This window comes from Faecalibacterium sp. Marseille-Q3530, from assembly GCF_017377625.1.
Taxonomy (GTDB): Bacteria; Bacillota; Clostridia; order Oscillospirales; family Ruminococcaceae; genus Faecalibacterium; species Faecalibacterium prausnitzii_E.
Genome location: NZ_JAFREH010000013.1, coordinates 36086 through 56172, shown reverse-complemented (window position 1 = coordinate 56172; position 20087 = coordinate 36086). Strand labels below are relative to the sequence as shown.

Genomic DNA, 20087 nt, shown 5'->3' with positions numbered 1-20087 from the left:
TGTCCTGCGGTAAAATGGAGCATCTACTGCACATCCTAACTTAATATGCACTGAATAAAAGAAAAAGCCTTATATTTCAATCCATAGAGGCCAATCTGTTGTATAATTGGAGCAAGAGAACTGGCAAAAATCCAGCAAAAACCTTGTACCTGGAGGGCAGCTATGTATCGTTACAGCAATGTCCAGATCAGCTTGGCAGATTAATCGAGTATCTAATGCAGCAGGAGACCATCCTCCGGAAATGTGAGGCAGTGCTGGATCTATCGTCCGTGTATGAGAAAATGGTGCAGTTGTGCAGCAAAGAAGATAGTCGTCCGCCCCTCGCCCCAGCGTTCATCGTAGAGTACCTGCTGGGAAGTTTTCTGTACAGCAAACCATCGAACCGGCAGATCGGGCAGCGCACCCCTTCACCTCAAAGCTAACGAAGCTGATGAACTGCACGCTGCCACCAGCCTTCAGTTCCTCCATCACAACTGCGACGTGGACGTTCAGTGCCGCCTCCCTGTCCTTTCTTCGTCAGACCAGGCTTTTTTCGCAATAGTGGCGACGAATTCGTTCTTGCTGTTTTTCGTTTGAAAAGAGCCTTATGACCTGGGCGCTCTCCGGTCGTGGGTGGCGTAGTAGGCTCGCTTATTTTCGTACATGCAATAGTCGGCCTTGTTCAGCAGCATTTGCATGACGCAGCCTTCATAATCGGTGGAGATCGCCCAACCGTAGGCGTAGCTGAGAGGAAGCTGATTGCCGTCACGGTTTGCAGCATCGGCTTCCCTGCGCAGACTGTCCAGTATGCCCTCCACCTCCTGCCGGTCCGTATGGTAAATGACCGCCATAAATTCGTCGCCGCCGTATCTGCCCACGAAATGCTTTTCCGGGATCACCCGGCGTAAAAGCCGGGCAAAGCTCAGGATCAGTTGGTCACCCGCCGAATGACCCCTCGTATCGTTGACGGTTTTCAGATTGTTCAGGTCAAATATGACGCAGGCCGTAGGCTCCCGGAGAATTTCCCTGTTGTTGAGAAGCTCCTCGCAGGAGCCTTTGTTGGGCAGGCCGGTATGGATGTCGATGTATGCCTTCTGCTCCAGCAGTTGGTTTTTCCGGGCCATTTTCAGTGCCATGGCGGTCTGGAGCATGATCAGGATCACCAGGCACAGCATATCCAGTGCCGAGAGGATCTCAATAGTGCGGATCTTCATGGCGATCTGTTCTGAATAATGTTCCGCGGCAGACACCGTTTCGTCCGCCATTTCAAAATAGGTCTCGCTCATGGCAACGATTTGGGTGTTCTCATATCCACGCTGTCTGGCCGCCGCGACCTCCGCCTTGAGCCGCTCCCAGTAGGCACGCTGGATGTCCAGCCTTTCCTGATAGGCCGCGTCCTTGAGCTTTACCAATTCGTAGTGCCCATCCCCGGATGTCAGATCGCTTAAAATATCGTCTAAATACGCGATCAACTCATCGTTTCGGGTGCCTGTGATCTCCAGCTTTACCGCCCGCTGCGTGGCTCCGCGCACCAGCCCGGCATAATTGATGACACGGGCCGTGCCCTTCAGGTTGCCGATCTCGACCATCATCAGAGCGACAAGGATCACCAAAATCAGCACAAGGCAGCTTTGCAGGATGCTGATGAGATTTTTGCGATCTATTTTTACATTTCCTTTTATCATAACGACCTCGATCACGGAACGACCATGATATTCTTTATTGCGAATCAGTCTTGATGAATACTTTACTCTGTAACGCACATCATGTCAATAACAATGGAAATTTTTCTACTGTCTCCCAAGAATGATCGGCATGAATAAAATGAAAAGCACGCACTTTATTGCTTGTTTCGGTTGGATGGCTTAGGCTTGTCAGGGATCGCCTCATCCGCCTTGGATGGGCGACCCCTGCGAGCCCCAACCAATTTCTCCGCTTTCTGGTTTTCAGGCATAGTCTTTTCTGCTTTCGGCGGACTGCCACGGCACAGCTTTTTCGGCTTCTATAATTGTAAGGAACATGGCTTTTCGCTGAATGGAAAGCGAAGTTGACCCGGGCTGGGGCGGTCTGTATGAAAGCAATATTTTTTTTGAAATAATCTTGACAAAATTTATCAAGATTGATATGATAGTATTAACAAGCAAGCGAAAAGAGGATGTGGAGCATGATCATCACCAAAGAGACGGACTACGCGCTGCGCATTTTGCGGGTGCTGCTGGACGGGGAGAAGCATTCGGTGGCCGAGATGTCGGAAACGGAATTGATCCCCAATCAGTTTGCCTACCAGATTCTGCGCAAGCTCTCCGCCGGCAATTTGGTGCGGGTGAGCCGCGGCGCTCTCGGCGGCTGCGCGCTGTCCTGCGATCTGGACGCGACCTCCCTCTACGATCTCATGGGGGTCGTGGGGGAGCGGGGCATCCTGTGCGCCTGCATGGAGCCGGGATATAAATGCCGCTGGCAGGACAAGCATGGGCGGTGCGCCATCCACTGTCAACTGGCGGCCTTGCAGCAAAAGCAGGACGAGGCGTTCCGTGCCGTGAGCCTGCGCAGGCTGCTGACCGGCGGATCAGATTCCCAAGATACAAGCAAGCTGTAAAATTTTAAAAGGAGGTACCCATATGTTGTTTCAAACCACGGCGGCGCACGAAGAGCTGCGCGCGAAGATCCGGAGTTTTGCGGAGGAGGAGATCAAGCCCCTCGCATTTTTAATGGATCAGAACAACGAGTTTCCCGAGGAGGCTGTCAAGAAGCTGGGTAAGCTGGGCTGGATGGGCATTCCCTACCCCAAGGAGTACGGCGGTGCCGGTCTTGATGCCCTGAGCTACGCCATCGCGGTGGAGGAACTGGCCCGTGTGGACGGCGGCACGGGCGTAATCCTCTCCGCCCACGTCTCCCTCGGCTCATGGCCCATTTTCGCCTATGGCACCGAGGAGCAGAAGAAGAAATATCTGGTTCCGCTGGCCAAGGGCGAGAAGATCGGCGCCTTCGGCCTTACGGAGACCAACGCCGGATCCGACGCCGGCGGCACGGAGACCACGGCGCTGGATAAGGGGGACTACTACCTCCTCAACGGCGGCAAGATCTTCATTACCAACGCCCCTAAGGCGGACACCTATGTGGTTTTCGCCGTCACCACGCCGGACATCGGCACCCGGGGCATCTCCGCTTTCATCGTGGAGAAGGGCTGGAAGGGCTTTGAGTTCGGCGACCACTATGACAAGATGGGTATTCGCTCCTCCTCCACGGCGGAGCTGATCTTCAACAACGTGAAGGTTCCCAAGGAAAACCTATTGGGCAAGGAGGGCGAGGGCTTCAAGATTGCCATGTCCACGCTGGACGGCGGACGCATCGGCATCGCCGCGCAGGCGCTGGGCATCGCCCAGGGCGCGTTTGAGCACGCGTTGAGCTATTCCAAGGAGCGCGTCCAGTTCGGCAAGCCCATCGCGGCCCAGCAGAGCATCGCCTTCAAGCTGGCAGATATGGCAACCAAGCTGCGCTGCGCCCGGCTCCTCATCTACTCCGCGGCGGAGCTGAAGGAGCAGCACGCGCCTTACGGCATGGAGTCCGCCATGGCGAAGATGTACGCCTCGGACATCGCGCTGGAGGTCACCAACGATGCCTTGCAGATCCACGGCGGCAGCGGCTACCTCAAGGGCATGGAGGTGGAACGGGCCTACCGCGACGCCAAGATCACCACCCTCTACGAGGGCACTAACGAGATCCAGCGGGTGGTCATCGCCTCTCATCTGTTGGGCAGGCTGGGCAAGAGCTCCGGCGGCGAGAGCCGTTCGGCGGCCAAGAAACCCGCGCCCATCACCGGCATTCGCAAAAAGACCATCTTCCGGGAGGGGGATGCTGCCCAGCAGGTGGCCGACCTTGTGGCGGCGCTGAAGAAGGATGGTCACGACTTCTCCGTGGGCATCCCTATGGATACGCCCATCCCGCAGGCGGAGCGGGTGGTCTCCGCGGGCAAGGGCATCGGGGAGAAAAAGAACATGAAACTGGTAGAGTCGCTGGCCAAGGCCGCCGGTGCGGCCATCGGTTCTTCCCGTCCTGTGGCGGAGACTCTCAAATATCTGCCGCTGAACCGCTATGTGGGTATGTCCGGTCAGAAGTTCACCGGCAATCTGTACATCGCCTGCGGCATCTCCGGCGCATCCCAGCACCTTAAGGGCATCAAGGATGCCTCCACCATCGTGGCCATCAATAAGAACGGTAACGCGCCTATCTTCAAGAACTGCGACTACGGCATCGTGGGCGATGTGGAGGAGATCCTTCCCCTGCTCACTGCCGCGCTGGATAGCGGCGAAAAGCTGCCCGCGCCGCCCATGGTAAAGATGAAGCGGCCCACGCCGCCGAAGCCCGCCCCCATCGGCGACCGCTACGTCTGCAGCGGCTGCGGCTACGAGTATGTGCCGGAGTTGGGCGACGAGGACGGCGAGATCGCGCCCGGTACGCTCTTTGAGCAGCTTCCCGCCGAGTGGGTGTGTCCCGAGTGCGCGGAGACGAAGGATCAATTTGTAAAGGCTTGAGGCCGTGAAGGAGGCAAGATAAGATGTATTGCGTGCGTAAAGTAACGAACGACCTCTACTGGGTGGGCGCCAACGACCATCGCCTGGCCCTGTTTGAAAACTGCTTTCCCATTCCCCGGGGCGTAAGCTACAACGCCTACTGCCTGCTGGATGAAAAGACGGTGCTCTTTGACACGGTGGACTGGTCTGCCTGCCGCCAGCTTTTGGAAAATCTGGCGTATGTGCTGGATGGCCGCGAGCTGGACTACCTGCTGGTCAACCATCTGGAGCCGGATCACGCCGCCTGCATCGAGGAGATCCTGCTGCGCCATCCCAAGGTGAAACTGATCTCCAACGAGAAGGCATTCATGCTCATGCGGCAGTTCGGCTTCCATGTGGACGGACATGAGTGCATCGAGGTGAAGGAGGGCGACACCTTCTCCTTCGGCAAGCACACCGTCACCTTTGTGGGCGCGCCTATGGTTCACTGGCCGGAGGCCATGGTGACCCTCGACGTCACCGACGGCGTCCTCTTTTCCGCCGACGCCTTCGGCACCTTCGGCGCGCTGGACGGCAAGCTGTTCGCCGACGAGGTGGACTTCGAGCGGGACTGGCTGGACGACGCCCGCCGCTACCTTACCAACATCGTGGGCAAGTACGGCCCCCACATCCAGCTCCTGCTGAAAAAGGCCGGCGGCGTTTTGGATCAGATCAAGTACATCTGCCCGCTCCACGGCCCCGTGTGGCGCAAGGATCTGGGCTGGTTCATCGAAAAGTACGACACATGGAGCCGCTATGCCCCTGAGACCCAGGGCGTGCTCATCGTCTACGCCTCTATGTACGGCAACACGGAGAACGCGGCGCAGGCGCTGGCGACGTCGCTCTGCGATAAGGGCATGAGCAAGGTGGCGATGTACGATGTGTCCTCCACTCATGTCTCCCAGCTGATCTCCGAGGCGTTTAAGTACAGTCACATTGTCCTGGCCTCTGTGACCTACAACCTCGGCATCTACCCCGCCATGCATGACTTCCTCATGGATATGAAGGCACTGAATCTGCAAAATCGCACCTTTGCCATCATTGAAAACGGCTCATGGGCGGTGAAGTCCGGTGACCTCATGCAGAAATTTGTCAACGATGAGCTTAAGAACATGACGGTGCTCAACGAGCGGCTCAGCCTCGCTTCGTCCATGGGCACGGACAAGCGCACTGAGCTGGAAGCACTGGCGGACGCCATTCTGGAATCTATGAAGTAACTGGCAGGGAAGCCAAAACCAAGACAACAAACAACAAACAACCCCGCCGCGTCGGCTGCAGAAAAACCGGCTTTCAAAAACAGAGCGGGCAAGCGTGATACTGCGCTTGCCCGCTCTTTGCTCAAAAGGACATGAGAAGTGACCGGAGAAGATGAGAGGATCGAAATGGAGATCAGAAAACGAAACGGGGAGTCTGTTCCCTTTCAACAGGAGAAAATTTTCAACGCCATGAAAAAGGCGTTTGACGGACAGGGCAAGGAGATCGGGAGCAGAGAGATGGATGAGATCCTCGCCACCGTTCTCAACAATCTCTCCGTCACAGTGCCGCTCACCGTAGAACGTGTGCAGGACGAGGTGGAGCGAACGCTCATGGAGCGCGGACACTATGAGGTGGCCAAGGCGTACATCCTCTACCGCGAAAAGCGGTCTGCGCTGCGCCGTGTCCGGCATACCATCGCGCGGACGGTGGGGGATGACTCGCTTGACGAGGTGCTGCGCCGCATCCAGATGGATTTTACCGAGGAAGTCTACTCCCTCGCGGCGCTTCAAATGAAGTTTGAGAGTTTCTGTCGCCTGGGCATGACGGAGGATGAGCGGGCTGAGGCACTGACCAAGGCGGCGGTAGAGCTGACTACGGCAGAGGCACCCAAGTGGGAGTTCATCGCGGCGCGGCTTCTGAACCACTCCTTTCGCTGTCGCAACGCACAGGAATGGGAGGGGCGCGGCGTCTGCGACCTCTATGGCAAGCTTCGCTATCTGACGGATAAGGGACTCTACGGTGACTATATCCTTGCCCACTATACCCACGAGGAGATTGCCATGGCGGAGGACTTTCTCTGCCCGGAACGGGACGAGCTGTTCACCTACTCCGGCCTTGACCTGCTGCTCAAACGCTATGTGATCCAGTCACGCAGCCGCGTGCCGCTGGAAACACCGCAGGAGATGTTTTTGGGTATCGCGCTGCATCTTGCTATGAACGAAGGCTCTGACCGCATGGGGTGGGTAAAACGCTTTTACGATATGCTCAGCCGTATGGAGGTCACGATGGCGACACCTACCATGTCCAACGCACGAAAGCCCTACCATCAGCTTTCAAGCTGCTTTGTGGACACTGTGCCGGACAGTCTGGACGGCATCTACCGCTCGCTGGACAACTTCGCAAAGGTCTCTAAATTCGGCGGTGGAATGGGGATGTACTTCGGTAAGGTGCGCGCTGCAGGCAGCACCATCCGCGGCTTTCAAGGGGCGGCGGGCGGTGTTATCCGCTGGATCCGGCTGGTCAACGACACCGCCGTGGCGGTGGATCAGTTGGGGATGCGGCAGGGCGCTGTGGCGGTTTACTTAGACGCATGGCACCGGGATCTGCCGGAATTCCTTCAACTGCGCACCAACAACGGCGACGACCGCATGAAGGCACATGATGTGTTTCCCGCCGTGTGCTATCCGGATCTATTCTGGCGACTGGCGGAGGAGAACATAGACGCGCCGTGGCATCTCATGTGTCCGCATGAGATCCTCACGGTCAAGGGCTACGCACTGGAGGATTACTGGGGTACAGAATGGGAGAAGCGGTATCTGGACTGCGTCAATGACCCGCGCATCGAAAAGCGCAGCGTCACCGTCAAGGACATCGTGCGGCTGGTGCTTCGCTCGGCAGTGGAGACCGGCACACCCTTCGCTTTCAATCGCGACAGTGTAAATCATATGAACCCAAACGGCCACACGGGAATGATCTATTGCTCCAATCTCTGTACGGAGATCGCGCAGAACATGGCACCCATCGAGCACATCAGCACTGAGGTGCACACGGAGAACGGCGACACAATTGTGGTGACGGCCACACGCCCAGGTGAGTTTGTGGTCTGCAATCTGGCGAGTCTGTCTCTCGGTAATCTGCCGGTGGAGGACGAGGCCTATATGGAACGCACGGTGGAAACGGCCATCCGCGCACTGGATAATGTGATTGACCTCAACTTCTACCCGTTGGAATACGCGCGGCTTACCAATCAGAAGTACCGCAGCATCGGCCTGGGCGTCAGCGGCTACCACCACATGCTGGCAAAGCGCGGCATCCACTGGGAGAGCGATGAGCACCTTGCCTTCACCGACGCAGTGTTCGAGCTCATCAACTACGCCGCTGTCAAGGCGGACACAGCTCTGGCACGGGAAAAGGGTCGTTACGCGCTCTTTGAGGGCAGCGACTGGCAGACGGGCGCGTATTTTGAAAAGCGGGGTTATACCTCCGAAAAGTGGCGGGCGCTTGCGAAAACGGTGGCGGTGCAGGGAATGCGCAACGCCTATCTGCTGGCGGTCGCACCGACCTCCAGCACATCTATCCTCTCCGGCACGTCGGCGGGCATAGATCCAATTATGAAGAAATTCTTTTTAGAGGAAAAAAAGGGCAGCATGCTGCCCCGCGTTGCTCCGGAGCTTTCTATGGACACATGGTGGTACTATAAGGCAGCGCATCTGATCGACCAAAGCTGGTCGGTACGCGCCGCGGGCCTTCGCCAGAGACATATTGACCAGGCGCAGAGCATGAATCTCTATATCACCAACGACTATTCCATGCGTCAGGTGCTCAGACTGTATTTGGAGGCGTGGAGGGCCGGCGTCAAGACCATTTACTATGTCCGCAGCAAGGCCCTTGAGGTCGAGGCCTGCGAAAGCTGCTCGTCATAAGGAGGATAGCATGACAGAACTGAAGAAAAAGCCCCTCTTTAACCCGGAGGGCGACCCTGATGTGCGCCTGCGGCGCATGATCGGCGGCAATACCACTAACCTCAATGACTTCAACAATATGAAGTACGCTTGGGTCAGCGACTGGTACCGGCAGGCCATGAACAACTTTTGGATCCCTGAGGAGATCAATCTCTCGCAGGATGTGAAGGACTATCCCCGCCTGCTGTCAGCCGAGCGCAGCGCCTACGATAAAATTCTGAGTTTTCTTGTCTTTTTGGATTCCATTCAGACAGCGAACCTGCCTAATATCGGCGCCTACATTACCGCCAACGAGGTCAATCTCTGCCTGTCCATTCAGGCGTTTCAGGAGTGTGTCCACTCACAGAGCTACAGCTATATGCTCGACACCATCTGTTCCCCCGTGGAGCGCAATGACATCCTCTACCAATGGAAAACGGACGAGCATCTGCTGCGCCGCAACACCTTCATTGGGGACTGCTACAACGAGTTTCAGGAGCGGAAGGACGCTCCCACGCTGCTGCGCGTGATGATGGCAAACTATATTTTGGAGGGCATCTATTTTTACAGCGGCTTTATGTTCTTCTACAATCTCTCCCGAAACGGGAAGATGCCCGGCTCGGCGCAGGAGATTCGCTACATAAACCGCGATGAGAACACGCACTTGTGGCTGTTCCGCAATATCATCACGGAGCTGCAAAAGGAGCAGCCGGAGTTGTTCACCGCCGAGAGCGTACAAGCGCTGCGCGAGATGATGCGTGAGGGCGTGGAGCAGGAGATCGCATGGGGGCATTATGTAATCGGCGACGACATCCCGGGGCTGAACCGGCAGATGATCAGCGATTACATCCGCTATCTCGGCAACCTCCGCTGGACCAGCCTTGGCTATCCCGCATTGTATCCAGGCTTTGAGAGCGAACCGGAGAGCATGGAATGGGTCAGCCAGTACGCCGACGCCAACATGGTCAAGACCGATTTCTTTGAGGCACGCAGTACCGCCTACGCCAAGAGCACCGCACTGATAGACGATTTATAAGAAAACCAAAGACATCAGAATAGGAGATATTACTATGAATTACAGCGCTATGATTCAAAATCGCAGATCCGTTCACGCATTCCGCGAAAAGGAAGTTCCGAGCGAGGCTATCGGCCAGCTCCGATCCTACTATGAAAAGACCTGCCCCCGTCTTGTCCCGGAGATTGCAACGGAGTTGATCGTCTTGGACAAGGATGCACAGCCGGCGCTGGAGAGCTCAGCGGGCTATAATCAATTTCTCATCGGAGCACCGCATTACCTGCTCCTTATGTCTGCCCCGCATTCCTATGCGGCCATCAACGCCGGCTACATGATGGAAGATCTCGTCCTCAAGCTGACTGAGTTGGACATCGACACCTGCTGGATGACCTTCACCGACAGCGACAAAATCAAAAAGGCACTGTCTCTCGCCACCCCGTTAGAGGTGGCGGCAATCGTTGCCTTTGGCTACGGGGAAAAGACCGCAAAAAAGCTGCGGCTGAATATCCTAAGTATGTCTCAGATCGATGTGCGGGCCGAGCAGCAGTACTACGCGCCCAAAAAGGGCGTGCACGATTTGGTTCACATGGGGAGCTGGAGCAACAAGTCTGGGCTTGACGAGATGATGGACTTCTACGACGATATGCTCTGGCAGTCCTTCTACGCCGCTTCGCTCTCCCCCAGCTATCTCAACCGTCAGCCCTATGGCTTCCTTGTGCAGGATCACAGCATCTATTTGGTGCAGCAGGAGGATGCCTACACCGATAATTTGGATGCCGCATTGGATCTCGGTATTGTCATGCTCCACTTCTCCGCCGTCGCCTCCCAGTGGGCGGGGCAGGTACGCTGGGAACTTTCACCTGCTGCGCCCGACGGCCTGCCGGAAGGACTTCGCCCCGCTGCGGTGTACCACATGTAACGACTCTGGGGGGAAGCAAGGCAACGGTAAAATGCGCGACCGTCGATCCGCGGTTGAGCGTATGTTTCGTTAGAAAAGAAGAACCTATCAGTCAGAGTCTGAGTAAGGAAAATAGGAGGTATATTTTATATGGCTATCCAAACGGTAACAGATGCCATCCGCTATGTAGGGGTGGATGATAACACATTGGCACTCTTTGAAAACCAGTACCCCGTCCAGCCTATGGGAGTGAGCTACAACTCCCATGTCATTCTGGACGAGAAAATCGCCGTGATGGACAGCGTGGACGCACGGGCGGCGGAGGAATGGCTTTCCAATGTAGCGCAGGTGTTGGAGGGGCGCAACCCCGACTATCTTGTGGTCACACACATGGAGCCGGATCATTCCGGCAGCCTCATGCGGCTGGCACAAAAGTACCCGGAGATGAAGATCGTGGGAAACGCGAAAACATTTACCCTGATCAAGCAGTTCTTCGGCACAGGTGCATTGTCGGAAGATCGTATGCTGGAGGTTGGCGAAAGAGATACGCTTTCCTTGGGCTTGCACCGGCTGCGCTTTCTGCTGGCACCGATGGTACACTGGCCGGAGGTGATGGCAGCGTATGAAGAGGAGGAAAAGATCCTGTTCTCGGCAGATGCTTTCGGCCGCTTCGGTTCACTGGAACGGACTGCCCGTGCCCCCTGGGCGCCGCAGGCCCGGCGGTATTATTACAACATCGTCGGAAAGTATGGCACACAGGTGCAGGCGCTGCTGAAAAAAATCTCCGCGCTGGAGATCAAAACGATCTGCCCGCTCCATGGCCCCATGCTCACAGAAGACTTGGGGGAGTACCTGCGGCTCTATGATCTCTGGTCACAATGGAAACCGGAAGAACCGGAGGGCATCCTGATCGCTCACGCATCCATCCATGGAAATACTGCCCATGCGGCGAAGACCCTCAAGGGTAAATTAGAGAAAAAAGGCGTACAGGTCAACATATGTGATCTCACTGTGACAGATCTTTCCTACGCTGTTGCCAGTGCGTTCTACTGCGGGAAGTTGGTTTTAGCCAGCTCCACCTATGACGGAGGACTGTTTCCGCCCATGAGGGAGTTTTTGGAACATTTACGGACAAAGGGATTCCGAAACCGCCGGGTTGGCCTTATTGAAGACGGCTCTTGGGCACCTGCTGCCGCGCGGCTGATGCGCACCAAATTGGAGGAGATGAAGGATATCCACCTTTACGAAACGGTAGTGTCTCTGCGTGGTGCATTGAACCAAACCAGCGAAGCGCAGATGGACGCTCTGGTGGCTGAGCTCTGCGCAGAATAAGCTGCAACAAACCGCAGCTATTCTCGTACAGATGATGGTCTTACTCATCTGCTTTATGTCCCAAGGGCAGAGTACCGTCATCTCAGGTTGAGGTCACGATGTGGTGTGGGGCGAGACCGGAGTCTTGAGAATACCCAAACAAAGGAAAGGAGCTGGCAGATATGGCAGCTATGAACATGAATCAGGAGCAGTTTGAGCAGGCGATCCGGGAGGAAAAGCCCGTTTTGGTGGATTTCTGGGCGCCCTGGTGCGGCTACTGCCGGAGGATCGGCCCCGCGTATGAGAAGATCGGAGAGGAATACGCGGACAGCCTCGCCGTCGGCAAGATCAACATTGACGAGGAGCCGCGGCTGGCGGGGGCCGAGGGGATCGAGGACATCCCAACTCTGGTGCTGTACCGGCACGGAAAGGCCGTGGATTCCATCACCGCGCCCGGCTCAAAGGCAGAAATCGACCGTTTCATTCAGGAAGCCTTGGCGAAATAACGGAGGGTTCAGATATGAACAACAATCATGTTTATGATATGCTCGTGGTGGGGGGCGGACCGGGCGGCTACACCGCCGCCCTGTACGCGGCACGGGCGGGGCTGGACACCATCGTGCTGGAAAAACTGTCCGCCGGAGGGCAGATGGCCCTGACCGAGCAGATCGACAACTATCCTGGCTTTGAGGACGGGATAGACGGCTTCTCTCTGGCGGAGAAGATGCAAAAGCAGGCGGAGCGCTTCGGGGCACGCAGCGAATACGCAGAAGTCCTCCGCATGGATCTGACGGCGGTTCCCAAGCTCGTGGAGACCAGCGAGGGGATCTTTCTGGGGAAAAACGTGGTGCTGGCCACCGGTGCGAACCCCAGAACGCTGGGCGTGGCCAGAGAGTCGGAACTGGTGGGCCGAGGCGTGGCCTACTGCGCCGCCTGCGACGGGATGTTTTACAAGGGCAAAACGGTGGTCGTGGTGGGCGGCGGCAATTCCGCCGCGGCAGATGCCCTCCTTCTCAGCCGCGTGGCGAAAAAAGTGATCCTCGTCCACCGCAGAGACACCCTGCGGGCCACCAAGATCTATCACGAGCCGCTGGCACAGGCCGAAAACGTGGAATTCCGTTGGAACAGCGTCGTTTCCGCGCTGCTTTCCGGGGACAGGCTGACCGGCGTCCGCCTGCGGGACACCGTCACCGGTGAGGAAAGCGTGGTGGACTGCGACGGCGTATTTGTCAGCGTGGGCCGACAGCCCGCCACGGCGCTGGCGGTGGGTCAACTGGAGCTGGACGGCGGCGGCTATATCGTGGCCGGAGAGACCACGGAAACCAGTATTCCCGGCGTTTACGCCGTGGGCGACGTGCGGACGAAGCCCCTCCGTCAGGTGGTCACCGCCGTGGCGGACGGCGCGGTGGCAGTTCACATGGCGGAGAAATATATCGCGGAAAACCGATAAGGGAGGTAGATTCAAAAAGCCATGTTTAAGGTCAGGCCGGATACGACCGCCGCGGGAATGCCGACATATCTGCAAGGCAAACTGCCAGAGTGATGGCAGATAAGATAACCCATGTAAGATCGGGAGATGTGTTGTCTCTCCATATCCAGTCCACACAACAGTGAGCAACTGAACACAAAACACAGCCACAGATGTACTCTGCGGCTGTGTTTTTATGCGTAGTATTACCGCGTGACAAGCGGTTTTACTGTGACGGCGTCACATAATTTGAGAAAATCGGCTTCGAGGCAGCTTTTGGCGCACAAGCCCTTTGTGGTTGTTGACAGAGAAAAAAATATAGGTATAATAAAAGCAAAATAATAAGACCCATTCTTGCATTTAGAGGGTTGGCGGTATGCCAAAATACGCAGAGGAGATATTGGCCGCCGCAACGGAGCTGCAGCAGCATCCTAAGGCGGAGCAGGTGTTCCTGGAGATGAAAAGGGAGCATCCCAGCATCGCTCTGGGTACGGTATATCTGCCCCCCTGCCGGGAGCAGGAAAAGACAATCTTATGGAGGAGAAGTATCATGAACGCTAACGTATCTCTTCTGCTCAACGAGCAGATCAATAAGGAGTTCTACTCCGCCTATCTGTATCTGGACTTTGCCAACTACTACGCCGCCGTCGGACTGGACGGCTTTGAGAACTGGTACCGGGTACAGGCGCAGGAGGAACGGGATCACGCCATGCTGTTTTGTCAGTATTTGCAGAATAACGGCGAGGGCGTCACCTTTGAGGCTATCGCAAAGCCGGAGTGGGAACGAGGCGACCACATGGCCCCGCTGAAAAGAGCACTGGAACACGAGATGCTGGTCACCGCCAGCATCAATGCCATCTACGCCGCCGCATACGAGGTCAGGGACTTCCGCACCATGCAGATGCTGGACTGGTTCATCAAGGAACAGGGTGAGGAGGAGAAGAACGCCGCTGACATCATTACCAAGATGGATCTGTTCGGCGGTGACAGCAAGGGGCTGTATATGCTAAACAGCGAGCTGAAGGCACGGGTCTACACCGCGCCCTCGCTGGTGCTGTAAGCCCCGCGTGTCTGCGGGATTTCGCATCAGGCAAAAGGCAGACTACATACAGGTGGCCTGCCTTTTCTTCCACCAGATGGTTAGTGTTGGTTAACTATGTATAAAACAGAAAGGACTTCAGAACTTGAACAAGGAAAAGGAGACCGAAACCGTTACCCTCATGGTGCGCCGGTATTGTTGTGGCGTGCATTGGACAAGGGGCGAGGCGCTTTGTCCGGCGTGCAATGCACTGCTGGAATACGCCTGAGAGCGGCGGGACAGATGCCTGCACTGGAAAATTTAGTGGCACTTTGAATCCTTTCCGAGAGGCACAATGCGGCAAAAAATAAAGAAGAGATAAGGGCAACGGCTATGAAAGAACGAAAGACCTTCTGGGACAAAAATGCCGGTCGTTACGACCGCTTTATGCGAAAGGATCGGGCGGCATACGAAGAGATGTATAAGCTGATCCGACCGGTGGTGAAAGCCAAAACGGTGCTGGAGCTGGCGACCGGCACGGGACTGATTGCAAAGCACATTGTGAACGCGGCAGCGCACATCGAGGCGACGGATGCCTCCGCGGAGATGATTGCAGAGGCCAAGCGTGATAACCACTCTGCCAAGCTGCACTTTTCCGTGCAGGATATGTTCCGCCTTCCCTATGCGGATAAGTCCTTTGATGTGGTGATCGTGTCCAATGCGCTGCACATCGTGCCGCAGCCGGAAAAAGCCCTACAAGAAATCAAGCGGGTGCTGAAAGAGGACGGCGTGCTCATCGCGCCGACCTTCACCCACGCGGGAAACTCGTTTTCCGGCAAGGTCAAGGCATTTTTCATGAAGCTGGCAGGCTTCCCTCTCCACAGCAGATGGACGAGCGAGGAATACCTGCGTTTCCTGCGGCAAAACGGCTGGACGGTGCGGAAAAGCGCTGTCCTGAAAGCTTCGTTCCCGCTGACCTATGCCGAGTGTGTAAAAATGGAGGTGTGATATGGATCTCAACGGCTTGAAGCGCTGCAACGACTGCTTCGGCCATGCGGCGGGCGACGCCCTGATCTGCCGTGCAGCTGATGCGCTGAACGATGTGTTCCCCGGTGAAGCCTGCCGCATTGGCGGGGACGAGTTCGTGGTCATCTGCTGCCCGGTCACGCAGGAAAAATTTGAACAGCAGGTGCAAGCTCTGCGGGCGGCACTGGTCTGCCATCAGGTGGATGCAGCCATCGGCTCGTTCTGGCAGTCGTCGGTCGAAGACCTGCCCGCCTTCCTCCGCGAAGCCGACGACCGGATGTACAGGGAAAAGGAACGCCAGAAGCGCGCAGCGCGGCCCTCGGTTTAGGCGGACCGTTCTGGATCCAATAGCATACAATAAACAGCGCCCGCCGGGAGATCTCCCGGCGGGCGCTGCTGTGTTCAGAGGAACGTTATTTTTCTTGCCTTACTTTGCGGCATCCACCAGCACACCAACGTAGCCGGCAGTATCCACCAGCGTGGCACCGGAAACGGCGTCCACAGCCTTTTCATCTTTGCTCAGAGCCTCGGCGTCGGCAATGCTCATGCCGTTCACGTGGTTCTGGATGGCGTCGTAGTTGGCATCCAGCGAAACGGTGGAACCAGCCTTTTCGGCCATCATCTTGCTGTAGTAATCGGCGTTGACCCGCTTGGACATCAGCACCTTGCCCTCGGCGTAGCCTGCGCCGAAGTCAGAATCGGAGTTGGGCACACCGACGACCCCGGCGTCCGAACCGGCAAACTGGAACTCGTCAATGTAGCTCAGCACGATGGTGTCCCCGGCGGTGGCGACAGCGCCGGAGGTGAAGCACTTGGTGCCGTGTGCGGCCCCATAGACCACATTCAGCTTCAGGTCCTCGGAGCTGCCGTTGAACTCCACGGCCTGCGTGGTCTGGGCGTTTTTGGCGGCATCCACGATGGCGGAGAGATAACCGGCGGTATCCACCAGCGTTGCGCCGGAGACGGCGTCCACAGCCTCGGCACCCTTGGCGGCTACATCTTCCAGCTCGGAGATGGTCTTGCCGACAGCAAAGTTCTGGATGGCGTCGAAGTTTGCATCCAGAGCGACCGTGGAGCCACCCTTTTCGGCCATCATCTTGCTGTAATAATCAGCGTTGGCCCGCTTGGACATCAGCACCTTGCCCTCGGCGTAGCCTGCGGCAAAGTCGGAGTCGGAGTTGGGCACGGCGGTCACGCCTGCATCGGCGCTGGTGAACTGGAAATCGTCGAGGTAGGCGGCGAGGATGACGTCATCCTTCACCACAGCCACCGCTTCGGTGAAGCACTTGGTGCCGTGGGCGGCAGCATAGGCCTGACCGATCTGGATGCCGCCTTCCACCGGGACGATGGCGGCGGGCTCAGCGGGGGCTGCGGCAGCAGAGTCGGCGGGGGCCTCTTCGGCCAGCTCCACACCCAGTGCGGCGGCAACGGCCTTCCGGACGGCCTTGGTGGTCACCGTGGCACCGGCAACGCCGTCGATGGCGGGGCCGTTGGCGGCCACGACCTGCTTGGACAGCTCTTCCAGTGCAGCGCCGCCGATGCTCTCGGTCTCCTGTGCGCCTTCCAGCTCGCAGTCGGTAACGGTGCCGTTGGCATCCACGGTCAGGGTGGCGGTGACAGCACCGCCAAAGCCTTCGGCAGAGCCGGTCTTAGTCACACCAGCGGCGGTGGAGCTGCTGCCGCCGCCGCAGGCGGCCAGAGAGACGCCAACAACGAGGCTCATGGCCACGGCAGCGCTCAGTTTGCGGATGATCTCCTGTTTCATGGGTCTTTCCTCCAGAGAAAAATCGGTTTGTGTTCGGTCCCCAGAAAATGTCATATCTTTTCAAGGATGTTTACAAAAGATAACATATTTTGTGAGGTGCTGTCAAGAGATTTTAGCACATACTTCGTGAAGAATGATAAATTGGTGTCAATTTGTGACGCTGACGGTATACGAAGCGAACGGACGGTCTACGCTGTTAGTAATTCCTGAATGGAAACCAAGCAAGCAGTTTTGCCACTTTCAGCCCCAGTTAGTACTTCAATATTACTATGTTTTGGAAATCGGCACAACCATATAACCGTCTTTGATGAAACTATTTTTGTTTCATCGATGACATTGTACCAGCAAGCAGTGCAGACGTATATACAACTGCTTATTTTGCGTTGCAAAACGCTTGTTGGGGAACACCCCAAGCCCCTTTGATCTGCATTTCCCAATGCAGGCTGCGCATCCCTTCGGGACGCTTTTTACCCGGTGATGTGCTCTGGGTCGTTCAAAACTTGCATGAGGTGAGAAGCGGCTTCTGCAAGAGAATCGTACTTCATCTGTTCAGGAACAGGCGCATCCAGAAACGAAACGCCCCACACCTGCATACAGTCCGCAAGTTCTTTCTGTGCCTGCAATGCCGCCACCTTACGCACATCCGGGGTGGTTTCTGCATCCAGAACGTAGGCTGCGGAGTATTTTCCGTTACGGTCTTCCGTCAACTGCACCATGGAGTAGTGCTCATTCCAAAAGTGACAGAAGCGAACCCTGCCACCGATGTTCTCCATTTCGATACACAGTTCTTCTTCGCCGCTCCATTGCGGAGTCTCGGACAAAATGCGATTCAGTTCCGAAAGCGCCTGCCGTTCTTCATCCGATAACTCCTTGTGCAGGCATTCGCGTTTTAGATCATTCTGCCAATACGGACTCAGCTTTCCATTCCGGGCATCTTCCATTGCTTCTTCGATACTGGGTAGGATTGTCATGTCGTTCACCTCAAATACTCACTATTAGCGTTATATTAACGCTTATAGCGTTGATTATAGACTATTTGAGGGCAAAAAGAAAGAGCGTCAGCACGTTTGCTGCGCTCCTTGACATAGGTGTTATTTTGTGATATAGGGGATATTGTCGGTGTAAGCATTCAGGATGTCAATGGCAGCTTTCTTTTGCCCCGGCGTGAGCTGGCTCAACTTTTTGCTCAGTTCGTCATCTGCCACATGGGATGCGGATGGAACGGAATCCCGGATCAGCACGTCTGCGGATACGTCCAACACCTCTACGATTCGGATAAAGGTTTCCAGTTTGGGAATTTTTACTCCGCGCTCTAAATCTCCAACATAATTTGCTGACAAATCGACCCGTTCTGCAAACTGCTCGATCGTCCAGCCTTTTTCCTTGCGCTGTTCTCGTATTCGTTGACCCAAAAGCGTATTCATAGCGACCTCACATTCTAATTGTGTTTGTTACACACCAATAGCATACCTGTCGCAATTTTTGTTATACACAATCTAATAGCGTTTGTTCAACGCCAGTTGGACACTTTTGAAACGAAAAATTTTTGTGCGTATCTTTGGTCAAAAAAGCAATGGTCTTTGGGGACGGTACATGGTACAATAGCAAACGTTGTGCCTCTTGGCACATGAACGAAGGTAAAAGGAGCTGCTGAACGTGGATACGATCTATCTGCTGCCCGGTGAGGAACGCTGCGTTAATTTTCGAGATGTCAATGGAGTCTCGAGAGTACACTACACTTACTGCTCTTTCCGTGGCAGACTTTTCAACTGCACCTGCTGCACAAAGGAAGAAGCCCAGCGGTTGTGTGAAGATTGGCTTGTAAAGCAGGATCGCTGCTACATAAACTAAAAAAGCCGTCGAGGATACCTTCCCAAACGAGAGATTTCCTCGGTGGTTCGCTACAACAAAGGAGCCAGCGTAGATCACACTACGCCAGCTGGATCCTGTTTTCATTTTTCTGCCTTTTCTTCTTCCATAACGACCTGTTCCGTCTATACCGACAAAAGACTTTCCCAGCGAGAATCAATATAGACAGTCGTCTTGCGATGCGGTATACTCGAATCAGCTCAACATTTTCAGGAGGAAAGTCATGGCAGGAGAAAACAACAAGGTCGTCATTGTTACCGGAGGAAGCTCCGGCATCGGACGGTGCACGGCATCCGCTCTGAAAGAGAATGGCTGCATCGTCTATGAGTTCAGCCGCAGGAATATCCCTATGGAGGGTGTCACCCATCTGTCTGTCGATGTGACCGATGAAGATGCGGTCAACGCCGCTGTGCAGCAGGTCATCCAAAAAGAGACCAAAATTGATGCAGTGATCAACTGTGCAGGCTTTGGCATTTCCGGTGCGGTGGAGTTTACGTCCATGGAACAAGCCAAAGCGCAGTTTGATGTAAACTTTTTCGGGACAGTCACTGTAAATAAAGCAGTTCTCCCCTTCCTGCGCCATCAGGGGAAGGGGCATATTGTGAACATCAGCTCTGTTGCTGCCGTAGCACACATTCCGTTTCAGACCTTCTACTCTGCAAGCAAAGCCGCCGTTTCTTCTTACTCTTATGCACTGGCAAATGAAGTCAAACCCTACGGCATCCACGTTACCGTCGTAGAACTGGGCGATATCTGCACCGGATTCACAAAGGCACGCCAGAAAAGCATTCTCGGCGATGATGAATACGGCGGGCGTATCTCCCGGAGTGTCAGTCAGATGGAGCATGACGAGCAAAACGGCATGGACCCAGCACGCATTGGGCGGTACATCGCCGGTATTGTGGAGAAAAAGAACCCGGCAGTCGTTTATGTTGCTGGTGCACAGTATAAATTCCTGAGCCTTTTGTGTAAGCTCCTGCCTGCTGCAGCACGAGGAAGGATCGTAGGGAAAATATACGGGTAACAGGCGCATTGCTCCACAAAACTGCTACATAAACTAAAAAATCCGCCGAGGATGCCTCCCAAAACGGGAAGAATCCTCGGCGTCATTTGTTTAACGGATCTGTTTTTTCTCGGTGGTGTCCTTTTCCTCTGCAAAAAAACGTTCTATATTTTTCTGTGCCCGAACCAGTTCCTGCATCTCGTTCAGTGTCATAAAGTACATCTTCTAAGACGATGATTTTCTTGTCATCTCGCTTTGCTCGAATCTT

The 20087-nt window shown here is 55.5% G+C and carries 18 protein-coding genes and 1 pseudogene; 14 read left to right on the top strand and 5 right to left on the bottom strand.

The genetic code is table 11. The features are described 5' to 3' along the window. Positions 1 to 333: 333 nt before the first annotated feature. A pseudogene (locus tag J3350_RS14175) lies at positions 334 to 501 on the bottom strand (hypothetical protein); the annotation flags it as partial. 83 nt (positions 502 to 584) lie between these two features. Continuing rightward, positions 585 to 1664, bottom strand: a complete 1080-nt coding sequence (locus tag J3350_RS10835) for a GGDEF domain-containing protein (RefSeq protein WP_207686614.1) — start codon at positions 1662 to 1664, stop codon at positions 585 to 587. 479 nt (positions 1665 to 2143) lie between these two features. On the opposite strand from J3350_RS10835, the gene J3350_RS10830 reads away from it, so the two are divergent. The 12 genes from J3350_RS10830 to J3350_RS10770 all read left to right on the top strand — a co-directional run bounded on the left by J3350_RS10830 (position 2144) and on the right by J3350_RS10770 (position 15510). After that, entirely contained in the window at positions 2144 to 2575 is a 432-nt protein-coding gene (locus J3350_RS10830; RefSeq protein ID WP_242700262.1) for an Rrf2 family transcriptional regulator, read from the top strand. A gap of 22 nt (positions 2576 to 2597) precedes the next feature. Further along, the gene (locus J3350_RS10825) at positions 2598 to 4511 is read left to right on the top strand and encodes an acyl-CoA dehydrogenase family protein (RefSeq protein ID WP_207686612.1); all 1914 of its coding nucleotides are present in this window, start codon (positions 2598 to 2600) and stop codon (positions 4509 to 4511) included. Between the two features lie 23 nt (positions 4512 to 4534). Continuing rightward, positions 4535 to 5746: an FprA family A-type flavoprotein gene (locus J3350_RS10820; protein WP_117506266.1), complete on the top strand. Its 1212-nt coding sequence runs from the start codon at positions 4535 to 4537 to the stop codon at positions 5744 to 5746. A 165-nt stretch (positions 5747 to 5911) separates the two neighbouring features. Next, positions 5912 to 8428, top strand: a complete 2517-nt coding sequence (locus tag J3350_RS10815) for a ribonucleoside-diphosphate reductase subunit alpha (RefSeq protein WP_165852639.1) — start codon at positions 5912 to 5914, stop codon at positions 8426 to 8428. Between the two features lie 10 nt (positions 8429 to 8438). After that, positions 8439 to 9482 (top strand): ribonucleotide-diphosphate reductase subunit beta, encoded by a 1044-nt coding sequence (locus J3350_RS10810; RefSeq protein WP_005946381.1) that lies wholly within the window; start codon positions 8439 to 8441, stop codon positions 9480 to 9482. A gap of 34 nt (positions 9483 to 9516) precedes the next feature. Continuing rightward, positions 9517 to 10380, top strand: a complete 864-nt coding sequence (locus J3350_RS10805; protein ID WP_207686611.1) for a nitroreductase family protein — start codon at positions 9517 to 9519, stop codon at positions 10378 to 10380. Positions 10381 to 10509: 129 nt separating this feature from the next. After that, positions 10510 to 11691, top strand: a complete 1182-nt coding sequence (locus J3350_RS10800; RefSeq protein WP_207686610.1) for an FprA family A-type flavoprotein — start codon at positions 10510 to 10512, stop codon at positions 11689 to 11691. Positions 11692 to 11852: 161 nt separating this feature from the next. After that, complete coding sequence (trxA, locus tag J3350_RS10795; RefSeq protein ID WP_242700261.1) at positions 11853 to 12176, top strand: thioredoxin; 324 nt, start codon at positions 11853 to 11855, stop codon at positions 12174 to 12176. A 14-nt stretch (positions 12177 to 12190) separates the two neighbouring features. Continuing rightward, positions 12191 to 13120, top strand: coding sequence for a thioredoxin-disulfide reductase (trxB, locus tag J3350_RS10790; protein ID WP_207686609.1), 930 nt, complete (start codon positions 12191 to 12193; stop codon positions 13118 to 13120). A gap of 568 nt (positions 13121 to 13688) precedes the next feature. Beyond that, positions 13689 to 14198: a ferritin gene (locus J3350_RS10785; protein WP_242700260.1), complete on the top strand. Its 510-nt coding sequence runs from the start codon at positions 13689 to 13691 to the stop codon at positions 14196 to 14198. 351 nt (positions 14199 to 14549) lie between these two features. Continuing rightward, positions 14550 to 15164: a class I SAM-dependent methyltransferase gene (locus J3350_RS10775; protein WP_156060487.1), complete on the top strand. Its 615-nt coding sequence runs from the start codon at positions 14550 to 14552 to the stop codon at positions 15162 to 15164. Position 15165: 1 nt separating this feature from the next. Further along, positions 15166 to 15510, top strand: coding sequence for a GGDEF domain-containing protein (locus tag J3350_RS10770; protein WP_207686607.1), 345 nt, complete (start codon positions 15166 to 15168; stop codon positions 15508 to 15510). A 99-nt stretch (positions 15511 to 15609) separates the two neighbouring features. Here J3350_RS10770 and J3350_RS10765 read toward each other — a convergent pair whose 3' ends face one another. The 3 genes from J3350_RS10765 to J3350_RS10755 form a co-directional block, all read right to left on the bottom strand. Continuing rightward, positions 15610 to 16947 carry an FMN-binding protein gene (locus J3350_RS10765; protein ID WP_207686606.1) on the bottom strand — a complete coding sequence of 446 codons (1338 nt, stop codon included), beginning with the start codon at positions 16945 to 16947 and terminating at the stop codon, positions 15610 to 15612. Positions 16948 to 17414: 467 nt separating this feature from the next. After that, complete coding sequence (locus J3350_RS10760) at positions 17415 to 17927, bottom strand: hypothetical protein (RefSeq protein ID WP_207686605.1); 513 nt, start codon at positions 17925 to 17927, stop codon at positions 17415 to 17417. A gap of 111 nt (positions 17928 to 18038) precedes the next feature. Beyond that, positions 18039 to 18371, bottom strand: coding sequence for a helix-turn-helix domain-containing protein (locus tag J3350_RS10755; protein ID WP_207686604.1), 333 nt, complete (start codon positions 18369 to 18371; stop codon positions 18039 to 18041). A 232-nt stretch (positions 18372 to 18603) separates the two neighbouring features. Here J3350_RS10755 and J3350_RS10750 point away from each other — a divergent pair, with 232 nt between their 5' ends. Together J3350_RS10750 and J3350_RS10745 are read left to right on the top strand one after the other, a co-directional pair. Next, positions 18604 to 18798 (top strand): DUF3873 family protein, encoded by a 195-nt coding sequence (locus tag J3350_RS10750; RefSeq protein ID WP_179859653.1) that lies wholly within the window; start codon positions 18604 to 18606, stop codon positions 18796 to 18798. 241 nt (positions 18799 to 19039) lie between these two features. Then, entirely contained in the window at positions 19040 to 19840 is an 801-nt protein-coding gene (locus J3350_RS10745) for an SDR family oxidoreductase (RefSeq protein ID WP_097777491.1), read from the top strand. Positions 19841 to 20087 lie beyond the last annotated feature (247 nt).

Excerpts from the sequence above, each read along its gene's own strand:
- J3350_RS10825 (WP_207686612.1), top strand. The coding sequence starts at position 2,598 with ATGTTGTTTCAAACCACGGCGGCGCACGAAGAGCTGCGCGCGAAGATC.
- J3350_RS10800 (WP_207686610.1), top strand. The coding sequence starts at position 10,510 with ATGGCTATCCAAACGGTAACAGATGCCATCCGCTATGTAGGGGTGGAT.
- trxB (WP_207686609.1), top strand. The coding sequence starts at position 12,191 with ATGAACAACAATCATGTTTATGATATGCTCGTGGTGGGGGGCGGACCG.
- J3350_RS10835 (WP_207686614.1), bottom strand. The coding sequence starts at position 1,664 with ATGATAAAAGGAAATGTAAAAATAGATCGCAAAAATCTCATCAGCATC.
- J3350_RS10755 (WP_207686604.1), bottom strand. The coding sequence starts at position 18,371 with ATGAATACGCTTTTGGGTCAACGAATACGAGAACAGCGCAAGGAAAAA.
- J3350_RS10745 (WP_097777491.1), top strand. The coding sequence starts at position 19,040 with ATGGCAGGAGAAAACAACAAGGTCGTCATTGTTACCGGAGGAAGCTCC.
- J3350_RS10805 (WP_207686611.1), top strand. The coding sequence starts at position 9,517 with ATGAATTACAGCGCTATGATTCAAAATCGCAGATCCGTTCACGCATTC.
- J3350_RS10810 (WP_005946381.1), top strand. The coding sequence starts at position 8,439 with ATGACAGAACTGAAGAAAAAGCCCCTCTTTAACCCGGAGGGCGACCCT.
- J3350_RS10820 (WP_117506266.1), top strand. The coding sequence starts at position 4,535 with ATGTATTGCGTGCGTAAAGTAACGAACGACCTCTACTGGGTGGGCGCC.
- J3350_RS10765 (WP_207686606.1), bottom strand. The coding sequence starts at position 16,947 with ATGAAACAGGAGATCATCCGCAAACTGAGCGCTGCCGTGGCCATGAGC.
- J3350_RS10785 (WP_242700260.1), top strand. The coding sequence starts at position 13,689 with ATGAACGCTAACGTATCTCTTCTGCTCAACGAGCAGATCAATAAGGAG.
- J3350_RS10815 (WP_165852639.1), top strand. The coding sequence starts at position 5,912 with ATGGAGATCAGAAAACGAAACGGGGAGTCTGTTCCCTTTCAACAGGAG.
- J3350_RS10775 (WP_156060487.1), top strand. The coding sequence starts at position 14,550 with ATGAAAGAACGAAAGACCTTCTGGGACAAAAATGCCGGTCGTTACGAC.
- J3350_RS10770 (WP_207686607.1), top strand. The coding sequence starts at position 15,166 with ATGGATCTCAACGGCTTGAAGCGCTGCAACGACTGCTTCGGCCATGCG.
- J3350_RS10830 (WP_242700262.1), top strand. The coding sequence starts at position 2,144 with ATGATCATCACCAAAGAGACGGACTACGCGCTGCGCATTTTGCGGGTG.
- trxA (WP_242700261.1), top strand. The coding sequence starts at position 11,853 with ATGGCAGCTATGAACATGAATCAGGAGCAGTTTGAGCAGGCGATCCGG.